Raw genomic sequence first — 21,840 nt, forward strand, 5'->3', positions numbered from 1 at the left:
GTAGAATGTTGCAAATAAGCTCCGGACGAGGCGTCCGGAGCGGAAAATATCCTTTTTGAAGGGAGGGTGCTGTTATTGCTAAGCTGCTGAAACCGAATGATCGTACATTCACCGCCGAGCAGGTCCGCCTGATCGGAGTTGACGGCGAACAGTTGAATGTGGTTCCGTACGCCCGCGCCCGGGAGCTTGCCCAGGAGGCGGGGCTGGACCTCGTGCTGGTCTCCGACCGCTCGACGCCGCCGGTGGTCCGGATCATGAACTTCGGCAAACTCCAGTATGAGCAGAAGAAGAATCTGAAGGCGCAGCGGAAGAACTCCGCGGCGCAGAAGCTCAAGGAGGTCAAGTTTCATGTCAACATCGACGACCACGATTATCAGACAAAGTTGAAGCACGCCCTTGATTTTTTGGAAAAAGGGTGTAGATTAAAGATCACTCTGGCACTTCGCGGCCGTGAAATGGCCCATCAGGATCTGGCGTTCCAGCTGATGGATCAGGTGATGGCGGCGCTGGCACCGTATGCGGATGCCGACGGGAAACCGAAGATGCTGGGGCGGAATATTTCCGTGAACTTCGCTCCCAAATAGGGTTTGGGGGCGGCTGCCGCAGCCGGTGTTGCATTGACCGGCTCGGCGGAAGAACGAAACTCCAAAGAAGGAAGTTGAACAATGCCGAAGCTGAAGACCAGAAAATGTGCCGCGAAGCGGCTCAAAGAGACCGGGACCGGCAAGTTCCGGCACCACAAGGCGGGTGCCCGCCACCTGAAGTCGTCCAAAAACGCGAAGCGTCGTCGCCGCCTGCGTCAGGATGGAGCCGTGAAAGCGACTGAAATGCGCCGGATCAAGGCCGCGCTGCCCTACGGGCTTTAATTCTGAGACGGAGGATTCATCATGTCGAGAGTTACTTATGCCGTGCCGTCGCGGAAGCGCCGCAAGCGTACGTTGGAGCGTGCCAAGGGATTTTACGGGAACAGCAGCAAGAACATCCGCACCGTATACGATGCGGTGGACAAGGCGCTGACCCACTCCTATCGCGGCCGCAAGCAGAAGAAGCAGCAGTATCGCGGTCTGTGGATTGTGCGTATCAACGCCGCCTGCCGCGCGCTGAACGTCAACTACAGCCAGTTTATGAACGGGTTGAAGAAGGCCAATATCGAGCTGAACCGCAAGGTTCTGGCCGATCTGGCGGTCAACGAACCCGCCGAGTTCAAGGCCCTGGTGGAAAAAGTCACCCAGGCCTGAGCCTCGAAACGATCGAAGCCTGACAGCTTGAAATTGGTGACTTTTTCACCAACTTTCAAGCTGTTTTTGTTTTGATCCGGGAGGAGATGCGGAAACGATGAGAAATTCGGACCAGTCGAGGCGATTTAGCAGCCGCCGTTGAAGAGAGAGCGGGCGCTTTCTCTTCAGCGGCGGACCGTTCGTCTCCTGCGAGGCGGACTCCTTGTTCTCGTTGAATGGAATCACGGCGGCTTTCCGCACGGTGCGGAGGCGGCCTTCAGGAATTCGAATTCGGTGAAATCAATGAATGCGATTATAGAAAAAATCAATCAGGCGCTCGCCGATGCGGAGCGGCGGGCGGGAGAGGCCGCCGATGCCGCGGCGGTCGAGCAGTTGCGGATCGATTATCTCGGGCGCAACGGACTTTTTCCTGCGATCTCCCGGGAGATGGGTCAGGTTCCGCCGGAGGAGCGGCGTGAGACCGGCTGTGCGTTCAACGCCGGCCGCGGGAAGATTCAGGAGCTGATCGAGAACGCCGCCGCCCGGCTGAAGGCGGCCGGTTCCGGCAGCGGTGACGCGATCGACCTGACGCTGCCGGGGCGGCGCTGGAAGGCGGGGCACAAGCACCCGATCACGATGCTGGCCGACGAGTGCGTGGCGGTCTTCCGCCGGATGGGGTTCATTGTCGCGGAGGGGCCGGAGATCGAGGACATCTATCACAACTTCGACGCGCTCAACACGCCGGCGGACCATCCCTCCCGCGACCCGCAGGACACCTTCTATTTTGCCGACGGGCGGATTCTTCGCACGCAGACCAGCCCGGTGCAGATCCGGGTGATGGAGTCCCATCAGCCGCCGGTGCGGATTGTCGCGCCCGGGCGGGTGTTCCGCCGCGACACGCCGGATGCGACTCACGGCATGAACTTCCATCAGATCGAAGGGCTCTATGTGGACCGCGGCGTCTCGATGGCCGACCTCAAGAGCGTGCTTCAGACCTTCGCCACCGAGATGTACGGGCCGAAGGTGAAGATCCGGCTGCGGCCGCACTTCTTCCCCTTCACCGAGCCGAGCGTGGAGTATGATTTCAGCTGCATCATGTGCGGCGGCAAGGGGTGCCCGGTGTGCAAGCACTCCGGCTGGATCGAGATCGCCGGCGCGGGCATGGTCGACCCGGCGGTGTTTGCGAACGTCGGATACGATCCGGAGGAGTGGACCGGGTTCGCGTTCGGCATGGGGATCGAGCGGCTGGCGATGCTCCGCTACCGGATTCCGGATCTTCGGCTTTTGTATGAAAACGATGTTCGCTTCCTCGAACAGTTCTGACGGAGGAAACTTTTCAAATGGATATTTCACGTAACTGGCTGACGCAGTACGTCGCGGTTGACTGCGACATTCCGACGCTCTGCGACAAGCTGACGATGGCCGGCATCGAGGTGGAAGCGGTCGAGTCGGCGGGCACCGTTCCCGCCGGTGTGGTGGTCGGCCGGATTCTCGAACGCAAACCCCACCCGGATTCGGACCACATGTCGGTCTGCAAGGTGGATGTCGGGCAGGGCGAACCGCTGCAGATCGTCTGCGGCGCGCCGAACTGCGACGCGGGCAATACGGTTCCGGTGGCGTTGATCGGCACGGTGTTCCACACGCCGGAAGGGGATTTCAAGATCAAGAAGTCGAAGCTGCGCGGCGTCGAATCGATGGGCATGATGTGCAGCGAGAAGGAGCTGGGGTTCTCCGACAACCACGAGGGGCTGATGATTCTCGACTCCTCGCTGAAGCTCGGAACCCCGGTGGAGAAGCTCTACCCGGGTGACACCCGGATTGAGGTGGAAGTGACGCCGAACCGCCCCGACTGGCTGTCGATGTGGGGAATTGCGCGCGACGTCTCCTGCCTCTTCGGGGTGGAGGCGAAACTGCCGGAGATCAAGGTGCCGGAGTGCAATATCCCCGCGCCGAATCTGGTGACGGTCGAAGCACCGGATCTCTGCCCCCGTTATATCGGGCGGGTGATCCGCAACGTCAAGGTCGGCCCCAGCCCGAAGTGGATGCGCGAGCGCCTGGAGAGCGTCGGCCTGCGGTCGATCAACAACATCGTGGACGTCACCAACTTCGTGCTGATGGAGCTGGGGCAGCCTCTGCACGCCTTTGACCTGGCGAAGCTCGAAGGCGGCCGGGTGGTCGCCCGCCGGGCGAAGTCCGGCGAGAAGATCGTCACGCTGGACGGCAAGGAATTGACGCTCGAACCCCGCCACCTGGTGATCGCCGATGCGGCGAAGCCGATGGCGCTGGCCGGCGTGATGGGCGGCGAGTACTCCGGCGTGACCGACGCGACCACCGACGTGCTGATCGAAAGCGCGCTCTTCCTGCCCTCGAACATCCGGGCGACCAGCCGCGAGCTGGGGATCTCCAGCGATTCGAGCTACCGGTTCGAGCGCGGGGTGGATTTCGACATGTGTGCGGTCGCCTCCGACCGCGCGGTGCAGCTGATTCTGGAGACCGCGGGCGGCGAACTTGCTTCGGAGAAGGTGGATGTCAACAGCGGCCGCCCGGAGGAGAAGGTGATTCCCTGCCGGTTCGACCGGATCCGCGCCCTGATCGGCACGGAGGTCTCCAACGAACGGATTGTCGACATTCTGCGGCGGCTCCATTTGAAGGTGGACGAAGTGACCGAAACGGGATGCCGGGTGACGGCGCCGCTCTTCCGGCTCGATCTCTCGCGCGAAGCGGACCTCGCCGAAGAGGTGGCCCGGATTCACGGGCTGGACAAGATCCCGGAAATTCCGGTTGACGGCAAGCTCTGCCACTCCATCGGGGAGGACACCTACTGGAGACTGCAGGGGTTGCGCGACAAGGTGATCGAGACCGGGTTCTACGAGTGCATGCACTACAGCATGGTCAACGTCAATTCGGCGCTGGCGGACCGGCGGTTCCGGCGGGAGGACCTGATTGAGCTGTCGAATCCGCTGAGCCTGGAGCTGGCGGTGCTCCGGCCGGGGCTGCTCGGCGAGATGCTCGGCACGATCGAGCGGAACATTTCGCGCCGGAACCTCAATCTGCGGCTCTTCGAGATCGGCAAGGTGTTCTGCGGCAATCCGGAGCTCTTCCCGGAGGAGCGGTTCGAGCTGTGCATGGTGCTCACCGGGCAGCGTTCGCCGGAGCGGTACTCCGGCGAACGGAAGCTGGAATACGACTTCTACGACCTCAAGGGCGCGCTGGAGACGCTGTTTGAACTGGCGCGGGTGAAACGCTACCGGTTCGTGCCGGCGGAGGACGCCCGGTTCCGGCCCGGCCACGCCGCCGAGGTGTGGATCGAAGGGAAGAAGGCGGGCGCCTTCGGCGAACTGGCCGCCGACCTGACCCGCGGCTGGCGCACCACCTATCCGGTGTTCGCGGCGCAGCTGGAGGTGGATGTGATTCTGGCCGCCGACCACGGCACCGGGTACTATGTGCCGTTCCCGCTCTTCCCGGCGACGGAGCGCGACGTGGCGTTTGTGGCCGACGAAACGCTCTCGAATGCGGACATTCTCGAATTCATCCGCAAGTGCAAGCTGCCGGATCTGGAATCGGCGCAGGTGTTCGACGTCTTCGTCGACGACAAGCTGAAGGCCGAGCACAAGAAGAGCATGGCCTACGCGCTGATCTTCCGCAACCGGGAGCGGACGCTCACCGATGCGGAGGTCAACGCCCGGTTCGAGAAACTGCGTACCCGACTGGCTTCGGAGCTCAAGGTGGAGCTTCGCTGACGGGGATCGGTCCGGCTTCCGGCGTTCGGCGCCGGGAGCCGTTTGAACATAAGAAGAGAATAGAACATTTCATATTGTCTGGAGGTTTGCGATGGCGAACAACAAAGTGGCGGGCACCATTTACGAGGGGATGCTCGATGCCCGGGGGCTCAAGTTCGGAATCGTCTGCGCCCGGTTCAACGACTTTTTCGTGAGCAAGCTGCTCGAAGGCGCGATGGATGCGATCGTCCGCCACGGCGGAAAAGCGGAGTCGGTGAGCGTGGCCTACGTGCCCGGTTCCTATGAGATTCCCTTCGCGGTCAAGCGGCTGCTGCAGTCGGAGAAGAAGTTCGACGCGGTTCTCGCGCTCGGCGTGGTGATTCAGGGGGCGACCCCGCATGCCGGATACATCAACTCCGAGGTGGCGAAGAGCCTCGCCCAGCTCGGGCTGGAGTTCGGAATTCCGGTCACCTACGGCATGATCACCGCGGACAATCTCGAACAGGCGATCGAACGCAGCGGCACCAAGGCCGGCAACAAGGGCGTCGATGCCGCGCTCGCGGCGATCGAAATGGCCAATCTGAACAAAGCGATCCGGTAAGGCACCTATGTTCGACGACGAAAACAAAGAGCAGGCCGCGGGGCGGCCGCACGCGAAACGGCTCGGCCGGGAACTGGCGATGCAGTATCTTTTCCGCTGTGACATGCGGGGGGAACTGCCGGATGCGGCCGGGTTCGACCTCTTCTTCGACGAGGTGCGCGACGAGCACGGACTTCATGAGAACCGGTTCGCCCGCAAGGGGCGGGAGTATGCCACGGAGCTTTACACGACGGTTGCGGTTCACCGCGACGAGATCGATGAGACGATCCGGAAGCGTTCGGAGCACTGGGACTGGGACCGGCTCTCGCTGGTCGACCGCAACATCATGCGGATTGCGGTGGCGGAGATGCTCTACTTCGACGCGGTTCCGCCGGTGGTGAGCATCGATGAGGCGGTGGAGATCGCCCGGGACTACTCCGGCGAGACGGCCGGGAATTTCATCAACGGCGTCCTCAACGGCGTCAAAGACACCCTGAAGCGTGCGCCGCGCGGCGAAAAAGCGGCAAAGGAGTGAGGTTGCTCTCATGAAATCGATCTTCTCCATCTTCAAGCGCGGACTGGAAAAGACCGCCACCCGGGTGACGCGGAGCATCACCGGCATCTTTACCGGCATCAAGGCGCACAGCGCGGCCTCCTTCGAGGAGCTTGAGGCGCTGTTGATCGCGGCGGATTTCGGCGTGCCCGCGTCGTTGCGGATTGTCGGCGACATCCGCGACCGCTACGAGCGCGGCGAAATCGCCACCAATGCCGATCTGGTGCGTGTGGCGGCCGGCACGGTCCGGGAGATTCTGAGCTCCCGGAGCCGGGAGATCCACTATGCGGAGCCGGGGCGGCCGACGGTGATTCTGATGGTCGGCGTCAACGGCAGCGGCAAGACCACCACCATCGGCAAGCTGGCGGCGCGGCTGCACGGCGAGGGGAAGAAGGTGATTCTGGCCGCCTGCGACACCTTCCGGGCGGCGGCGGTGGAACAGCTTCAGCTCTGGGGAGAGCGAACCGGCTGTCAGGTGGTTTCGTCCAGACACGGAGCGGACCCGGCGAGCGTCGCCTACGACGCGACGCAGGCGGCGATCGCCCGGAATGCGGATTTTCTGCTGATCGACACCGCCGGGCGGCAGCACAACCAGAAGGGGTTGATGGAGGAGCTCGCCAAAATCCGCCGTTCGGTGGAGAAGGTGTTCCCCGGAGCGCCGCAGGAGGTGTGGCTCACGGTGGATTCCACGCTGGGGGCCAACGTGATCAGCCAGGCCCGGGAGTTCACCCGGGCGGCCGGCGTGACCGGGCTGGTGCTGACCAAGCTCGACGGCACCGGCAAGGGAGGAATGGTGGTCGCGCTCCATCAGGAGTTCGAACTGCCGACCTTCTTCATCGGCCTCGGCGAACAGCCGGAGGATCTCCAGCCCTTCAGTCCGGAATACTTTACGGATGCGCTCTTCGGTGAAGAGGCGTCTTCTGAACCATAACCCCGAGAGGAATATGAACGAGACATCCAGAACGGATCGGGAATTCATGCACGAAGCGCTCGCGCTCGCCCGCATGGGCTGGGGATTGACCAGTCCGAATCCGATGGTCGGCGCGGTGATCGTCCGCGACGGCGAGATCATCGGCCGCGGCTACCACTGCAAGGCGGGGGAGGCGCACGCCGAAATCAACGCGCTGCGCGACGTGGCGAAGCATGGGATCGATCCGGCGGGCAGCACGATGTATGTGACGCTCGAACCCTGTTCGACCCACGGCCGGACCGGTCCGTGCACCGAAGCGATCAAGAAGGCCGGAATCCGGCGGGTGGTGATCGGCGCGCTCGATCCGAATCCGAAGCACTCCGGCGCCGGGGTGGAACTGCTCCGCGAAGCCGGCATCGAGGTCACGGTCGGCGTGGAGCGCAACGCCTGCAGTGAGATCAATCAGCCTTTCTTCTGCTGGATCACCACCGGGCGGCCGCTGGTCATTCTGAAGATGGCGATGACGCTCGACGGCAAAATCGCCACGGCGGACGGGGAGTCCAAGTGGATCACCGGGCCGGAGGCGCGGCGGCGGGTGCAGCAGCTCCGTCGTCTCGCCGATGCGGTGATGGTCGGCGGCGAGACGGTGCGGCGGGATCATCCGGCGCTGACGGTGCGCGAACCGGACTCCTGGCCCTGCCAGCCGTTGCGGCTGATCGCCAGCCGCAGCATGGACGAGGAGGAGCTGGCGGCGTACTTCCCCGACGGCAACGCGGAACTGGTTCAGCTGAATGTGGCGGATGACTGGGGCATGCTGCTCGATCATCTGGGGTTGCGCAACATCACCTGCCTGCTCATCGAGGGGGGCGGGGAGCTTGCCGCGTCGGCGCTCAACGCCGGTGTGGTCGATTACGTGGAGTTTCATATCGCGCCGAAACTGCTCGGCGGGCGGGACAGCCGTCCGGTGCTGGGCGGTGACGATCCCGATTCGATGGCGCTGGCGCGGAAACTGCACCGGGTCAAGGTGACCCATTACGGAGAGGATATCGCCATCTCCGGATTTCTCAAGGAGTGACAGCGATGTTTACGGGTCTGGTGGAATCGGTCGGCAAACTGGTCGGACGCAGCGGAGAACACATCCGGGTTCGTCCCGCGCGGCGCTTCGAATCGCCGCAGTTCGGGGAGAGTGTCGCGGTGAACGGCTGCTGTCTGACGCTGGAGCGGGATTTCCCGGACGGGACGCTGGAATTCTTCACGCTGGCGGAGACCCTCGACCGGACCAATCTCGGCCGTCTGCCGATCGGCAGTCTGGTCAATCTGGAGCGGGCGCTCCGGCTGGGCGACCGGCTCGGCGGGCACCTGGTTTCCGGGCATATCGACAGTGTCGCCGCAGTGCTCTCTTTCACCCGGTGCGCCGACGGGGATTTCGAACTGGTGGTGGAACTGCCCGAACTGCTTGCACCCGAGGTGGTGGAGAAGGGCAGCATCGCCATCGACGGTGTTTCTCTCACGGTGGTGCGGGTGGAGAAGGGGTCGTTCGCGGTGCGGCTGATTCCGGTGACCCGCGCTGAGACGGCGCTCGCCGGGCGGACGCCGGGGACGCTGGTCAACCTCGAGGGCGATCTCATCGGGAAATATGTGCTCCGTCAGCTCGCCCTGCGCGACGGCGGTGCGGCGGGGGAAACGGAGCGCCGCTCCGGTTCGTCGATTTCGATGGAGACACTGCGTCAGGCGGGGTTTCTATGAAATCATTGTTCGCCGTCGAGCCGGGCAGCGAAACTGCGTTCGAACAGCTGCCGGATTCTCTGCCCGCCCCGTTTGAACGGATTGAACTTCCGGGCGAACTGCTCGATGTGGCGGCGATTCGTAAGCGTCTGCTCAAGCCGGTGCGGGGGCTTACGCTGGGGGTCGCCGACGTGGTTGCGCCGGAGCTGGCCCGCCGGGTGGCGGAGGCGGATCTGCCGGTGCGGCTGGAGTTCATGCGGCTCTTCCGCGAACGGTGCCGCCGGGCGTCGGAACTGCGGGTGTCGGAGCTCACGGCTGATTTTGATTTTTCCCGCGCCGTTGCGGAGCCGGAGTACGGCCGGCACTTGCGCACATTGTTGCGCGGCTGTTATGGAATTCTGGAGGAGTTCCGCATGACCTTGCGCTTCCCGGTGCGGATCGATTTCGCCGCCGGAGAGGACGCGGCGCGGTACGTGCGGCAGTTGCGCGACCTGCTCTATCCCCGGCTGGGGCTGGCTCTGGAGGTGGATCTGGAGGAGCCGTTCCCGGAGGGGAGCCGTCTGCCGGAGGCGCTTCGCTTTCACAGCTCCTACTGGCGGCTGCGCTGTGCGGAACCGCTGGAATATGCTTCGTTCCGGGCATTTGCACCGGAGGATTCCGATGGAAACAGCACCGTGCCGCGCCGGCTGGTGTTCGTCCCCTCCGGGCCGCCGGACCGGCTCCGGCTTGCGGAGCTGGCGGCCCAGCTGGAGGGCGGCGCGCCGGAGGTGATCCAGCGGGAACTGTTCTTCGATGGCGCCGGGAGCGGCGCCGGAATCGCTTGAAAATGAAATTTCACCTTCCTTGACCGGAGGGGAAAGGAGTCTACTCATGAATCTCGGAGTCAATATCGATCATGTCGCCACCGTGCGTCAGGCGCGGCTGGCGGAACGTCCTTCGCCGCTCGAGGCGGCACTGCTCGCCGAAGAGGGCGGCGCCTGGGGGATCACCGCGCATCTGCGCGAGGACCGGCGGCACATTCAGGACCGCGACATCGAAGCGCTTGTTGCCCGGGTGCACCGTCTCAACATGGAGATGGCGGTCACGCCGGAGATGCTGGAAATCGCCGTGCGGGTCCGTCCGCACAGCTGCTGTCTGGTGCCGGAGAAGCGGGCGGAACTGACCACCGAAGGCGGTCTCGACGTCGCCGGTCAGCCGGAGAAGATCCGCGAGGCGGTCGCCCGGCTCAAGGGGGCCGGCATCGTGGTGAGCTGTTTCATCGACCCGGAAGAGCCGCAGCTCGCCGCCGCGGCCGCCGCCGGGGCCGATTATGTCGAACTGCACACCGGAACCTATTCGAATGCGGCCGGCGAGGCGCGCGCCGCCGAACTGGAACGGCTGAAGCTGGCCGCGGAGTTCGCCCATGCGGCCGGACTGCGGGTCAACGCCGGGCACGGCATCGACTATGAGAACATCGCCGGAATTCTGACCGTGCCGCACCTGTGCGAGCTGAACATCGGCCACTCGATCGTCGGGCGGGCCATCATGGTCGGCATGGTGCAGGCGGTGCGGGAGATGGTCCAGCGGATGCAGGCGTACCGCGGCTGATGCCCGTCCTGGGGGAGGTTTCATGACGGAGAAGAGCCGGCTCGGCATCCTGAAAAGCTCGTTCGGCGTTTCGATCGCCACGCTGCTCAGCCGCGTGCTCGGGCTGGTCCGTGTCATGTGCGAGGCGCGGGTGCTGGGCGGCGGCAGTGTCGCCAGCGCCTGGTTTCTCGCCTTTGCGATTCCGAACCTCTTCCGGCGTCTGCTCGGGGAAGGGGCGCTCGGCACGGCGCTGATCCCGCTGGTCACCCAGACCGAGAACGACGCCGGTCCGGAGAAGGTGCGGCGCGATCTTGCGGTGATCTTTTCGGTGCTGAGCGGGGTTCTCGCGCTGATCGTGGTGCTGGTCGCCGGTGGTGCGATCGGACTGCGCAATTTGTCGGAACTCCCCGGCGTCGCGGAACGGTTCCCCATCCTCGGAACCGAACGGATTCAGCTGGCGCTCCACCTGCTGCCGCTGCTGATGCCCTATGCGTTTTTCATCTGTCTGGTCGGCGTGGTGGGGGCGGTGCTCAACACCCGGCGGGTGTTCGTTCTGCCCGCGCTCGGAGCGCTGTTGCTGAACCTCTTCCTGATCGGCGGACTCGTCGTCGCCCGGTTGCTGGCGGTGCCGGAGGAGGAGCTGCCGCAGTTTCTTTCGGCCCTCGCGGTGCTGGTACTGCTCTCCGGGGCGATTCAGCTCGGGTTTGTGCTGGTGCTGCTCTGGCGGTACGGACGCTTCCCGCTGCTCGGGCGGAAAAGTTTCGCCGACTGGTCGGTGCTCCGCCAGCTCTGCAAGCTGGTACTGCCCGGCATGATCGGCGGCGCGGCGCTTCAGATCAGTTTTCTGGTCGACCGCACGCTGGCCATCTGGCTCGGGCCGCAGGCGGTTCCGGCGCTGACCAACGTCGACCGGATTGTCGATCTGCCGATCGGAATCTTCGCCATCTCGCTCGGTTCGGTGCTGATGGCGGGGATGGCGCGTGCCGCCGCCCGGGGGGATCAGGAGGAGCTGTGCGGCGATCTCCTTTTCAGTCTGCGCCACGTCTACTTTCTCTGCATCCCGATGGGGGTCGGGGTGGTGCTCTTCTGGGAGCCGCTGATCCGGATGCTCTGCCTCGGCGGAAACTACACCGAAAGCGACCTGCTGGCCACCCGGATGGTGGCGATTTTCTACGGCGCGGGGATCCCGTCGTTCTGCGTGCTCAAGGTGGTTCTGCCGGTCTTTTACGCGCGGAAGATCATGACGATTCCGCTCTACTCCTCGCTCCTGTCGATCGCGGCGAACATCGTGCTCAATCTGATTCTGATGTGGCCGCTGAAGCAGGGGGGAATCGCGCTGGCGACGGTACTTTCGTCGATGCTGAACAATGCGATTCTGCTCACCTGCCTCCACCGGGAGGGGTTTGCGCTTCAGGGGAGGAGGATGTTCGGCGCGTTTCTCCGGGCTCTGCTGTTTTCGCTCGCGGTCGGGGTGCCGCTCTTCTTTGCTTACCCGCTGTTGCGGGAGTATCTGAGCTTCCGCTTTGTCGGGGAGTTCCCGGCGTTCTGCGTGCTGGCGCTCTGCTTCTGCGGCGGATATTTCGGACTGCATCTGCTCTTCCGCACCGAGGAGCCCCGGGAATTTTTCGGGATGCTCCGGCATCGTTCCTGACGGAGTTGCGGGAGAAAGAGAGGCTCTTTGCGGTTTTCTTTGGCCGGCGGAGTGGAATTTTCCGCCGGTTCGCTGTATAGTATCGTCAAACAAAAGAGGCGCAATGAAGAACAACGACGATACAAGAGACGCCATGATGCTCGGGGTCGGGCTGGATAATCAGGACGGGCACAAACGGGTGACCCGCGGCGATAATTTCTGCCTGATCGGCGGCTCGGAGGAGACCCATGACCGGATGACCGAAACGGCGATCAAGGTCAACGAAAAGCTCGCCCGCAAAGGCAAACAGTTGCGGGATGTCTCGCCGGAGGAGTTCGCCGACCTGGTGCGGGAGGCTTCGGAGCGATGAGCTGTTTCCGCGAACTGCGGCAGCAGCTGGCCGGAATGTTCCTTGCCGCCGGGGTGGAAACTCCCGCCGTCGACGCCGAACGGCTCATCGCGGAGATCGCCGGATTCCCCCGTGCCGAACTCTTTCTCCGGGGGGAGGAGCCGGTTCCGGAGCCGCTCGAGAGGAGCATTCTCCGCCTGGCGGAGCGCCGCGCCGCCCGCGAACCCCTGCAATACCTGACCGGCCGGGCCGCTTTCATGGATCTGGAGCTGGAGGTGAACGGCGACGTTCTGATTCCCCGCCCCGAGACCGAACTGCTGGTCGAATGGGCGGTGCGTCACCTGCCGCAGGGCGGGGCTCTGCTCGATCTCGGCACCGGTTCCGGGGCGATTGCGCTGTCGGTCGCCGCGATGCGTCCGGATGTTTCGGTGACCGGCGTCGATCTTTCGCCCGCCGCACTCCGGGTGGCGGAGCGGAACCGCCGCCGTTACTGTCTGGAACGGGTCCGGTTGCTCGAATCGGACCTCTTTTCCGCCGTCGCGGGGGAGAAATTCGATCTGGTCGCGGCCAATCTGCCCTACGTGACCGAGGAGGAGTATCCTGCGCTGTCGCCGGAGGTGCGGGAGTTCGAGCCGCGCCTCGCGCTGGTCGCCGGAGACGGCGGCATGGCGCTGATCGCCCGGGCGGTGCGGGATCTTGCCGGATTTCTGACGCCGGGCGGGAGGGCGATTTTCGAACTTTCGCCGCCGCAGGCGCCGCGCCTGGAGCGGATGCTCGCCGAAACCAGAGCGTTCGCCGGAATCGAAGTGATACAGGACTACACCCGCCGCGACCGGTTCGTCGCCGCCCGCCGGAACGGATGACGCCATGGACCCCTGCCGGAAACTCTGCAAACTGACGGTCGAGGCGATCGGCCGCTTCCGGATGATCGGCGAAGGCGACCGGGTGCTGGTCGGCCTCTCCGGCGGCAAGGACAGCTTCGCGCTGCTGCATGTGCTGCACGAACTGCGCCGCCGGGCGCCGGTACGGTTCGAGGTGATCGCGGCCACCTTCGACCCGGGATTCCCGGAGTTCAATCTGGAGGGAATCCGCGCCTACTGCCGGGAGCGGAACTGGGAGCATCACACGGTCTCTCTGCCGATTGCGCAGATTCTCGAGGAGAAGCGGTTCACCGGGGCGCCCTGCGTGCTCTGTTCGCGACTGCGGCGGGGGAAGCTCTCCGGACTCGCCGCCGAACTCGGCTGCGGCAAGCTGGCGCTCGGGCAGCATTTCGACGACATCGCCGCCTCCTTTCTGATGAGCCTCTGCCGGGGGCAGGGATTGTCGACGATGGGGCCGAACGTGGCGACGCACGAGGGGAACCTCCGGGTGATCCGGCCGTTCGTGCTGGCGCCGGAGGCGCTGATCCGCGAGGCGGTGAGCGTGTGGGAGCTGCCGCGGGCGGGGATTTGTCAGTATGAATCGCAGCTGGAGGAGGGGGACCGTGTCTTCTTCCGGAAGCTGGTGGATGAGCTCGCGGAGCGGATTCCCAACCTGCGCTCGAACTTCTGCAGTTCGCTCGGGCGGATTGAGGCGGAACATCTGCTGGATCCACGTTATCTCTTTCAATCGGAACAACAAGGAAACGAACCATGAAGATCGTTCACTTCTCGGACCCTCATGCGGGCGGCCCCGCGGAGGATCTTCTCGCCTATATCGACAAACGCTGGGTGGGGGTGTTCAACTACAACTTCCGCCGGAAGTTCCGCCACGACATGACCAAGCTGGAGAACGCGGTCCGCTACATTCTCGACACGAAGCCGGATGTGGCGGTCTGCACCGGCGACCTGACCAGCACCGGCCAGCCGGGGGAGTTCGAGCTGGTGCGGCCGATTCTGCGCCCGCTGCGGGATTCGTCGATTCCGCTGATCTACCTGCCGGGGAATCACGACTGTTATGTGAAGCGGCCGAAGTGCGTGAAGGCGGTCAATGAAATGGTCGAATATCTCACCCGGGGGGATTACCGGTTCGGCGACCTCCCGGTCGTCCGCGAATACGCCGGGGTGGAGTTCCTGCTGCTCAACTGCAGCCGCCCGTCGAATCTGCTCTGTTCGTGGGGATTCGTCGATCCGCGCGACGCGGAGTACATCGTGCGCGAGTGCGGCGCGCCCCGGAAAGGGCCGCGGATTCTCGTCTCGCACTATCCGATGATCGAACACCATCCGATTCTGCGGGTGCGTCACCGGCTCTTCGGCCAGCAGCGGCTGCTCGAACTGCTCCGGAGTCATCAGCTCGATCTCTCGCTCTGCGGACACGTTCACAAGCCCTATCTCGAGGTGGATGACTCCGGCCGGGGCGAATGCTGTGCCGGTTCGGTCACCCGCAACGGCAGCATGGTCGAGATCGACTACAGCGAATCGGAGAACCGGTTCCACTACCGGACCATCGCCCTCTAGTTCCGGTGAGGAAGGCAACAACACAAGGGGAGGATCTGACGATGAAACCCATTCTTTATCTCGAAGGCGCATCCGGAATCAGCGGCGATATGACCGTCGCCGCACTGCTCGACCTCGGCGGCAGCCGGGAGAAGCTCGACGCGGTCCTTGCCAGCCTCCGTCTGGAGGAATTCCATTACGGCGTGTCGCGGAAGTGTTCCTGCGGCATCGCCGGATGTGATTTCGACGTGATTCTGCACGATCATCACGATCATGACCATGAGCATGACCATGACCATGACCACGGGCACGACCACCATGAGCACGACCACGGGCATCCGCATGACCACGGGCACGGCCACCATGAGCAGGAGCAGGAACATCATGAGCATGTTCACCCTCACGAACACCGGAATCTCGCCGATGTGTATGCGGTGATCGACCGGGGGGAGATGAGCGACCGCGCCCGGGAGCTGGCGAAGAGAATCTTCCGGATCATCGCGGAGGCGGAGTCCGAAGCACACGGCTGTCCGGTGGAGGAGGTGCACTTTCACGAGGTCGGCGCAGTCGATTCGATCGTCGACATCGTCGCGGCGGCGGTGCTGGCGGATGATCTCGGCATCGAGGAGTGTGTGGTGACCGGGCTCACCGAAGGCTCCGGATTTGTCCGCTGTCAGCACGGCGAACTGCCGGTCCCGGTGCCGGCGGTGTTGAACATCGCCCGGAAGTACGGCATCGCACTGCGCCCCTCCGCCTGCCGGGGAGAGCTGGTGACGCCGACCGGCATCGCGATCGCCGCCGCGCTCCGGACCCGGACGGCTCTGCCGGAGCTCTATACGGTCGAAAAGGTCGGCATCGGGCTTGGCAAGCGCGACGTCGGCCGGGCGAACCTGCTGCGGGCGATGCTGTTGCGCGAAGAGTCCGCGCCGGAGGCAATTCAGGTGATCGAGTGCAACATCGACGACTCCACCGGCGAGACGCTGGGCAACGCGATGGAACTGCTGTTGAAGGCGGGGGCGCGGGATGTCCACTTTCTCCCCTGCTTCATGAAGAAGAACCGGCCCGCCTGGCTGCTCCGGGTGATCGCTGACGCGGCGAAGGTGCCCTGCTTCGAGGAGATCCTCTTCCGCAGTACCACCACCATCGGAGTGCGAAAGTATCCGGTCGAACGGACCGTCATGGAGCGCGAAGTTGTCGAGGTGAAGCTCCCGTTCGGCACGGTCCGGGCGAAGCGCTGTTCCTTCGGCGGAATCGTCCGCCGTTACCCCGAGTACGAGAGCGTGAAACAGGCGGCGGAAACCGCCGGACTCCCCTTCCTCGAGGCCTGGCACGCGGCGGAGAAGGCGCTCGGCGAAGCCGAACCGTCAGACGTGTAGAACGAATTCCGCCACCTGCGACGCGATGTCGCGGGCGGTGAGTTTCGCGGCGCGGCGCAGGTCGGCGACCGCGCCGTGCGGAACCGGTTTTCCGGCGGGCCAGCCGAAGGTGAGCCTTCCGGCGCAGGGGAGGCCGGCGACCGCTTCGTCGAGCGCGGAGCCCAGCCCGCCGACCACCACATGATCTTCGATGGAAACCACCAGACGGCCGGGCGCCAGTTTCCGGGCCAGCTCCCGGTCGAACGGGGCGAGAAAGCGGGCGTTGACGACCGTGCAGTCGAGGGCGTGTTCCTGTTCGAGCAGAGCGGCCGCGTCGAGCGCGGTGCGGCACTCCGGCCCCATCGCCCAGAGCACCGGCCCGGAACCTTCCCGCAGAATCTCCGCATGGCCGGTTTCGAGCGGCGCGGCGGGGCATTCCGGCGCCTCCTGCGTGCCGCCGCGCGGATAGCGGATCGCCACCGGGGAGGCCAGCGAGCGGGCGTACTCCAGCATCGGGAGCAGTTCCGCCTCACAGCGGGGCGCGAGAATCACCAGCCCCGGCATGGCGCGCAGAAATCCGAGGTCGTAGATCCCGTGGTGGGTCGGACCATCTTCGACGGCGCCGGCCCGGTCGATGGCGAAGATCACCGGCAGCTGCGGCAGAACCACATCATGGTAGATACAGTCGAGCGCGCGCTGCAGGAAGGTCGAATAGATGGCGCAGACCGGACGGAGTCCGGCGGCGGCCAGTCCGGCCGCGAAGGTGACCGCGTGCTCCTCGGCGATTCCGGCGTCGTAGAAGCGGCGGGGATACGCCCGGCTGAACGGTTCCAGCCCGGTGCCGGAGGCCATCGCCGCCGTGATGGCGACCAGATCGTCGTATCGGCTCGCGAGTTCGAGCATCGCGTCGCCGAAGGCGCGGGAGAAGGTCATTTTCTTTCCGCCGCGCAGCTCCCCGGTGGCGCGGTCGAATCCGGAAACGCCGTGGTAGCGTTCGGGCGAGCGGACGGCGAATTCACAGCCGTGTCCCTTTTCGGTGACGACGTGAACCAGCACCGGCCCCTCAAATTCGCGCACCTGGCGGAAGGTGCGCAACAGGTCCGGCAGGGAGTGGCCGTTGATCGGGCCGATGTAGCGGAACCCCAGCTCTTCGAAGACCACCCCGGGCAGGATCAGACTCTTGATCACATCCTCCAGCCGCCGGATGAACCGGTGGATCGTCTCGTGGCGCGGCAGGGTCATGAGCATCCGTTTCGCGGCGGTTTTCAGCCGGTTGTAGCGGGGACCGATCACCAGCCGGTTGAGGTAGTAGGCGAGGCCGCCGACGTTCTCGGAGATCGACATCTTGTTGTCGTTGAGCACCACCACGAGGTTGCTGCCGTCGCGGTGGGCGTTGTTGAGCCCTTCGAGCGAGATGCCGCAGTTGAGCGACCCGTCGCCGACCACCGCGACCGCCCGCGCGGAACTCTTCGCCAGCGCGTTGGCCGCCGAGATGCCGAGCGCGGTGGAGATCGCGGTGCCGGCGTGCCCCGAGGCGCCGACGTCGTACTCCGCCGACTCCCACGAGGCGGGGAATCCGGCACAGCCGCCGCAGCGGCGGAGGCTCCGGAAGAACTCCCGGCGCCCGGTCAGAATCTTGTGCGTATAGGCCTGATGCCCCACATCGAACAGCAGCCGGTCGCGGGGCGTGTCGAAACAGTAGTGCAACGCCAGAATCAGCTCGACCGCGCCCAGATTGGAGGCGAGATGGCCGCCGTTTTCGCTGACCGTGGCGAGGATCAGTTCGCGGATCTCCGCGGCGACGGCGGGCAGCTCCTCCGGAGGAAGGCGGCGAAGCTCTTCCGGCGAATGGATTTTTTCCAGATACATGGTTCACTCCCCCCGATGCGGTTTCCGGATCCTGCGATAAATGATATAATGTAACGCGAAAGGTTTTTTTTGCAATTCCGGTTGAAGATAATCGGCCGTAAATTTGAATTTCATGCGCTTTTCATGTAAAGTAAAAAGGGAACCATACAGAGGAACAGGATGAGAAAAAAATCGATCAGTTTGCCGACGCTTCTTTTGCTGCTGCCGCTCCTTCTGGCAACGGCTGGATGCGTGTTTGAACCCTACCGGGAGACCGCGGAATTCGATCTTGTCGTGAAGCCGGTGGAGACGAAACAGCCGGTGGTCGTGCTGGAACTGCGCAACGAGTCGGCCTCCGGGGTCCGCCTGCATCGGCGGCTCGCGGCGGGGCGGGTGACGGGCGACCCCTACAACCGCTGGGTACTGCCGCCCGGAGAGCTGGTGGCGCGCGCCCTCACGCTGGCGCTCTCCGGCGGAAACGGCGCCGAATCGGTGATTCTGACCGGCTCGCTCGAATGCTTTGAACAGGATGTCGAGGCCGGCACCTTCCGCCTCGCCGGAAGAATCGGCCCCGCGGGCGGAGCCGCCGGGCGGATGAAGCGGTTCGACATCTCCGTGCCGGTGGAGGGGAACTCCGCCGAAGCGACCGCCGCCGCCGCTTCGGAAGCGGTGCGCCGCCTCGCCGGGGAACTCGCCGCCGGAAATTTCAAACCGTGACGGTGCACTGCCGATGGCGATGAAGATGAAAACCCCGCGCTCCTTCCGGGAGCTCTGTCTGCAGATTGCGGACTCCTCGATCGGCATGGTCGAAGAGTTCTGCCACTTCTGCCGATTCGGCGGTGAGCTCGGCCGCGCCGCCCTTCAGGCCGCGGCACATCCCCGCCGGATCAAGTGGAAAAGCGTCGCCTACTACATGGACAGCTGCGGGAGCGACGCCATGCCGATCATCGCACTGCTCGGTTTTCTGATCGGCGTGATTCTCGCGTTTCAGGCGATTGTCCAGCTCGGCCGCTTCGGGGTGGAGAACTACGTGGTCAACCTGGTCGGCACCGTGATCGTCACCGAACTTGCCCCGCTGGTTACCGCGGTGGTCCTCGCCGGCCGGACCGGCTCCTCGTTCGCCGCCGAACTGAGCTCGATGAAGGCCGACGAGGAGATCGACGCCATGGTGACGCTCGGCTTCGACACCGGCCGCTTCCTGCTGCTGCCCAAACTGCTCGCCATGATCCTCATCATGCCCGGGCTGACCATCATCTCGGATGTCTGCGGCATCGTCGGCGGCATGGCGATCGTCTGCTCCATGCTCCATGTCTCGGTCGCCGAGTATTTCGCCAGAACCTTTGAAATCATTCAGCCGATCGATCTCATGCAGGGGTTGACCAAGAGCGTCGTTTTCGGCGTCATCGTCGCGGCGGTGGGCTGTATGAAAGGACTTTACGCCGAACGCGACGCGCAGGGAATCGGCCGGGCGGCCACCAGTGCGGTGGTTATCGCGATTTTCCTCATCGTCGTCGTGGACGCCCTGCTCACCTCGCTGTTCGGCATCGCAAGCTAACGTAACGGAGAAAACGGTTGTACCATGAATGAAGCGAATAAATTCAAACTGGGGGCGTTCCTGCTGATCGCAGTCACGCTCCTGATCGTCGGATTCCTCTCCGCGGGAATCATGCAGATCTTCGCCCCGAAGTACCGGGCGATGACGGTGCTCAACACCTCGGTGGAAGGGCTCGCGGTCGGTTCTCCGGTCAAGTATCTCGGCATGCCGGTCGGCCGAATCACCGGCATGGCGATGCGCGAGAGCGACGGTTTCATCGCGGTCTACTTCGAGATTTTCCCCTCCGCGGTCGAGGCCGGGGAACCGGACAGCGACGGCGACGGATACGATGCGCTCAACGCCTCCGCTCTCATGCGCAGCAAGAACATGATGTGCTTCATCAACGCCGCCGGTATCATGGGCGGCTCCTATCTGGAGCTTTCGATCAACGACTCCAGCCAGCCCTCCACACCCCATCTGGACATCACGCCGCCGCCGGATGTGAGCTACATTCCGTCGCGCCCCTCCCACATCGGCAACGCGATTCAGAACATCAGCCGCATGCTCGACGAACTCGAAAAGGTCAACTTCATCCAGCTCGCCGACAAGCTCAACGAAACGCTCGACAACATGAGCGGCCTGCTCAACCAGAGCGAACTGCGCAACACACTCAAGAGCATCAACACGATCTGCAACAATCTTGAAAACTCCATCTCCCGCCTGCAGACGGTGCTCTCCGACAGCAACGTGGCGAAGCTCAACCGCTCGATCGACAACCTCGACGCCGGAATTCAGGAGTTCCGTTCCTCGCTGAACGGCAAGACCCTTTCGGAGACGATGGCGAACTTCGACGGCTTCCTCACCGAGGCGCGCGCCGCGATCGCCGACGCCCGCACCGGCAGCCGGGAGCTGGGCGAGCAGGCCGGCGAGGTGCGTCTCCGGCTCGAGATGAGCCTCACCCGGCTGGATAACATGCTCAAACAGCTTTCGACGCTGGCGGAAAATCTGAGCGCCGATCCCAATCAGTTCATCCGCGGCCGGCAGGAGACGCCGGTCCAGCCGGAATGAGCAGGAGGAGAGTTGCCAAAATGTCCAAAGATCCGATTCTCTCCTGTCTCAATCCGGAACAGGCCGCCGCCGCCGGCACCATCGACGGCCCGGTGCTGGTGCTCGCCGGCGCCGGAACCGGCAAAACCCGCGTCATCACCTATCGCATCGCCTACATGCTCCGCTCCGGAATTCCGCCGGAGCAGATCCTCGGCATGACCTTCACCAACAAGGCGGCGCGCGAGATGCGCGAACGGCTCGCATCGCTGGTCGATGCCGCCGTCGCCCGCCGGGTGACGCTCGGCACCTTCCACTCGTTCTGCATCCGCATCCTCCGGCGGGAGATTGCGAAACTCGGCTATCTGCCCGCCTTCACCATCGCCGACGACTCCGACCAGCAGGGACTGCTCAAGCAGGCGGCCGGCGCCCTCGGCTGTGCGCAGGGGGAGTTCCCGCTTTCGACCGTTCAGGCGATGATCAGCGGCTGGAAGAACCGGCTGATCCAGCCGGAGGAGGCCCGGCGGAGCGCCGACACCACCTTCGAATCGGTCGCCGCCCAGATCTACGAGGAGTACCAGCTGTTGCTCGAAATGCAGAACTCCCTCGACTTCGACGACATGCTCATGCTGGTCTACCGGCTCTTCACCGAACACCCCGACGTGCTCGAGCGTTACCGCGATCACTACCGCTATCTCCTGATCGACGAGTATCAGGATACCAATGCGGCCCAGTTCACCATCGTCAAACAGCTCGCCGGCGACCGCCGCAACCTCTGCGTGGTCGGCGACGACGACCAGAGCATCTACTCCTGGCGCGGGGCGGACATCAGCAACATTCTCGGCTTCCCCGAGCAGTTCCCGGGGGCGAAGGTGGTCAAACTCGAGCAGAACTACCGCTCGACTGCGCGGATTCTCAACGCCGCCAATGCCGTGATCGGGCTGAACGAGAAGCGGCACGAAAAACGGCTCTGGAGCGACCTCGGCGAGGGCGAACCGGTGCGGGTGGTCACGCTGGAGAACGGCGAGGCCGAGGCGGAGTTCATCGGCAACATGATCCAGCAGCTCAAGGAGCAGCAGCCGGAGCTCAACTACCGTGACTTCGCGATCCTCTACCGGTCGAACCATCTGTCGCGCCAGCTCGAACAGACGCTGCGGCGCCAGGGGGTCCCCTACCGGCTGGTCGGCGGGCAGGAGTTCTTCAAGCGGCGCGAAATCAAGGATGCGGTCGCCTACCTCAAACTGCTGGTCAATCCGCGCGATGACCAGAGTCTTCTGCGGATTCTCGGCACGCCGCCGCGCGGACTGGCGCAGAAGGCGGTCGACGCATTGAAACTCCACCGCAAGACGAAGCATCGGGCGATGTTCGAACTGCTCGGCGAGGAGGAGTTCCGGAA

The 21,840-nt window shown here is 64.2% G+C and carries 23 protein-coding genes; 22 read left to right on the plus strand and 1 reads right to left on the minus strand.

Features of this window, described 5'->3' with window-relative positions:
• The first annotated feature begins 86 nt into the window (after nt 1-86).
• The 18 genes from infC to larC all read left to right on the plus strand — a co-directional run bounded on the left by infC (nt 87) and on the right by larC (nt 16,039).
• Nucleotides 87-584: a translation initiation factor IF-3 gene (gene infC, locus ACMLHG_RS13575; protein ID WP_294433723.1), complete on the plus strand. Its 498-nt coding sequence runs from the start codon at nt 87-89 to the stop codon at nt 582-584.
• Nucleotides 585-665: 81 nt separating this feature from the next.
• The gene (rpmI, locus tag ACMLHG_RS13580; protein ID WP_294433668.1) at nt 666-866 is read left to right on the plus strand and encodes a 50S ribosomal protein L35; all 201 of its coding nucleotides are present in this window, start codon (nt 666-668) and stop codon (nt 864-866) included.
• Nucleotides 867-887: 21 nt separating this feature from the next.
• Entirely contained in the window at nt 888-1,238 is a 351-nt protein-coding gene (rplT, locus tag ACMLHG_RS13585) for a 50S ribosomal protein L20 (RefSeq protein ID WP_294433666.1), read from the plus strand.
• 291 nt (nt 1,239-1,529) lie between these two features.
• Nucleotides 1,530-2,540: a phenylalanine--tRNA ligase subunit alpha gene (gene pheS, locus ACMLHG_RS13590; protein WP_417170846.1), complete on the plus strand. Its 1,011-nt coding sequence runs from the start codon at nt 1,530-1,532 to the stop codon at nt 2,538-2,540.
• Between the two features lie 17 nt (nt 2,541-2,557).
• Nucleotides 2,558-4,957 carry a phenylalanine--tRNA ligase subunit beta gene (gene pheT, locus ACMLHG_RS13595; protein ID WP_417170836.1) on the plus strand — a complete coding sequence of 800 codons (2,400 nt, stop codon included), beginning with the start codon at nt 2,558-2,560 and terminating at the stop codon, nt 4,955-4,957.
• Nucleotides 4,958-5,048: 91 nt separating this feature from the next.
• Complete coding sequence (ribH, locus tag ACMLHG_RS13600; protein ID WP_294433662.1) at nt 5,049-5,537, plus strand: 6,7-dimethyl-8-ribityllumazine synthase; 489 nt, start codon at nt 5,049-5,051, stop codon at nt 5,535-5,537.
• A 7-nt stretch (nt 5,538-5,544) separates the two neighbouring features.
• Complete coding sequence (nusB, locus tag ACMLHG_RS13605) at nt 5,545-6,051, plus strand: transcription antitermination factor NusB (protein ID WP_294433660.1); 507 nt, start codon at nt 5,545-5,547, stop codon at nt 6,049-6,051.
• 10 nt (nt 6,052-6,061) lie between these two features.
• Complete coding sequence (gene ftsY, locus ACMLHG_RS13610) at nt 6,062-7,000, plus strand: signal recognition particle-docking protein FtsY (protein WP_295808164.1); 939 nt, start codon at nt 6,062-6,064, stop codon at nt 6,998-7,000.
• Nucleotides 7,001-7,013: 13 nt separating this feature from the next.
• A complete protein-coding gene (gene ribD, locus ACMLHG_RS13615; RefSeq protein WP_294433657.1) occupies nt 7,014-8,054 on the plus strand; it encodes a bifunctional diaminohydroxyphosphoribosylaminopyrimidine deaminase/5-amino-6-(5-phosphoribosylamino)uracil reductase RibD in 1,041 nt (346 codons plus the stop codon).
• Between the two features lie 5 nt (nt 8,055-8,059).
• Nucleotides 8,060-8,725, plus strand: coding sequence for a riboflavin synthase (locus ACMLHG_RS13620; protein ID WP_417170837.1), 666 nt, complete (start codon nt 8,060-8,062; stop codon nt 8,723-8,725).
• Nucleotides 8,722-9,528 carry a hypothetical protein gene (locus ACMLHG_RS13625; RefSeq protein ID WP_294433653.1) on the plus strand — a complete coding sequence of 269 codons (807 nt, stop codon included), beginning with the start codon at nt 8,722-8,724 and terminating at the stop codon, nt 9,526-9,528. Before ACMLHG_RS13620 ends, ACMLHG_RS13625 begins: the two co-directional genes overlap by 4 nt.
• Before the next feature lie 46 nt (nt 9,529-9,574).
• Complete coding sequence (locus tag ACMLHG_RS13630; RefSeq protein WP_294433651.1) at nt 9,575-10,291, plus strand: pyridoxine 5'-phosphate synthase; 717 nt, start codon at nt 9,575-9,577, stop codon at nt 10,289-10,291.
• 22 nt (nt 10,292-10,313) lie between these two features.
• A complete protein-coding gene (gene murJ, locus ACMLHG_RS13635; RefSeq protein ID WP_417170838.1) occupies nt 10,314-11,921 on the plus strand; it encodes a murein biosynthesis integral membrane protein MurJ in 1,608 nt (535 codons plus the stop codon).
• A gap of 103 nt (nt 11,922-12,024) precedes the next feature.
• Nucleotides 12,025-12,270: a hypothetical protein gene (locus tag ACMLHG_RS13640; protein ID WP_294433647.1), complete on the plus strand. Its 246-nt coding sequence runs from the start codon at nt 12,025-12,027 to the stop codon at nt 12,268-12,270.
• On the plus strand, nt 12,267-13,112 hold the full coding sequence (gene prmC, locus ACMLHG_RS13645; protein WP_417170839.1) for a peptide chain release factor N(5)-glutamine methyltransferase: 846 nt from the start codon (nt 12,267-12,269) through the stop codon (nt 13,110-13,112). Before ACMLHG_RS13640 ends, prmC begins: the two co-directional genes overlap by 4 nt.
• A 4-nt stretch (nt 13,113-13,116) precedes the next feature.
• The gene (locus ACMLHG_RS13650; protein ID WP_417170840.1) at nt 13,117-13,884 is read left to right on the plus strand and encodes an ATP-binding protein; all 768 of its coding nucleotides are present in this window, start codon (nt 13,117-13,119) and stop codon (nt 13,882-13,884) included.
• Entirely contained in the window at nt 13,881-14,684 is an 804-nt protein-coding gene (locus ACMLHG_RS13655) for a metallophosphoesterase family protein (protein WP_417170841.1), read from the plus strand. The genes ACMLHG_RS13650 and ACMLHG_RS13655 overlap by 4 nt, the downstream gene beginning before the upstream one ends.
• A gap of 41 nt (nt 14,685-14,725) precedes the next feature.
• Nucleotides 14,726-16,039, plus strand: coding sequence for a nickel pincer cofactor biosynthesis protein LarC (gene larC / locus ACMLHG_RS13660; RefSeq protein WP_417170842.1), 1,314 nt, complete (start codon nt 14,726-14,728; stop codon nt 16,037-16,039).
• Here the strand turns inward: larC and dxs are convergent.
• On the minus strand, nt 16,028-17,887 hold the full coding sequence (dxs, locus tag ACMLHG_RS13665; protein WP_417170843.1) for a 1-deoxy-D-xylulose-5-phosphate synthase: 1,860 nt from the start codon (nt 17,885-17,887) through the stop codon (nt 16,028-16,030). The two genes, larC and dxs, sit on opposite strands and share 12 nt — an antisense overlap.
• A gap of 159 nt (nt 17,888-18,046) precedes the next feature.
• Here dxs and ACMLHG_RS13670 point away from each other — a divergent pair, with 159 nt between their 5' ends.
• The 4 genes from ACMLHG_RS13670 to ACMLHG_RS13685 all read left to right on the plus strand — a co-directional run.
• The gene (locus ACMLHG_RS13670) at nt 18,047-18,583 is read left to right on the plus strand and encodes a hypothetical protein (RefSeq protein ID WP_295808143.1); all 537 of its coding nucleotides are present in this window, start codon (nt 18,047-18,049) and stop codon (nt 18,581-18,583) included.
• A gap of 13 nt (nt 18,584-18,596) precedes the next feature.
• The gene (locus tag ACMLHG_RS13675) at nt 18,597-19,421 is read left to right on the plus strand and encodes an MlaE family ABC transporter permease (RefSeq protein WP_417170844.1); all 825 of its coding nucleotides are present in this window, start codon (nt 18,597-18,599) and stop codon (nt 19,419-19,421) included.
• Nucleotides 19,422-19,445: 24 nt separating this feature from the next.
• Complete coding sequence (locus tag ACMLHG_RS13680; protein WP_294433626.1) at nt 19,446-20,468, plus strand: MlaD family protein; 1,023 nt, start codon at nt 19,446-19,448, stop codon at nt 20,466-20,468.
• A gap of 20 nt (nt 20,469-20,488) precedes the next feature.
• Nucleotides 20,489-21,840 (plus strand): ATP-dependent helicase (locus ACMLHG_RS13685; protein WP_417170845.1); only part of this gene is annotated, 1,352 nt, incomplete at its 3' end.

It is taken from the genome of Victivallis sp. (genome assembly GCF_048170485.1).
In the GTDB taxonomy this organism is placed as follows: Bacteria; Verrucomicrobiota; Lentisphaeria; order Victivallales; family Victivallaceae; genus Victivallis.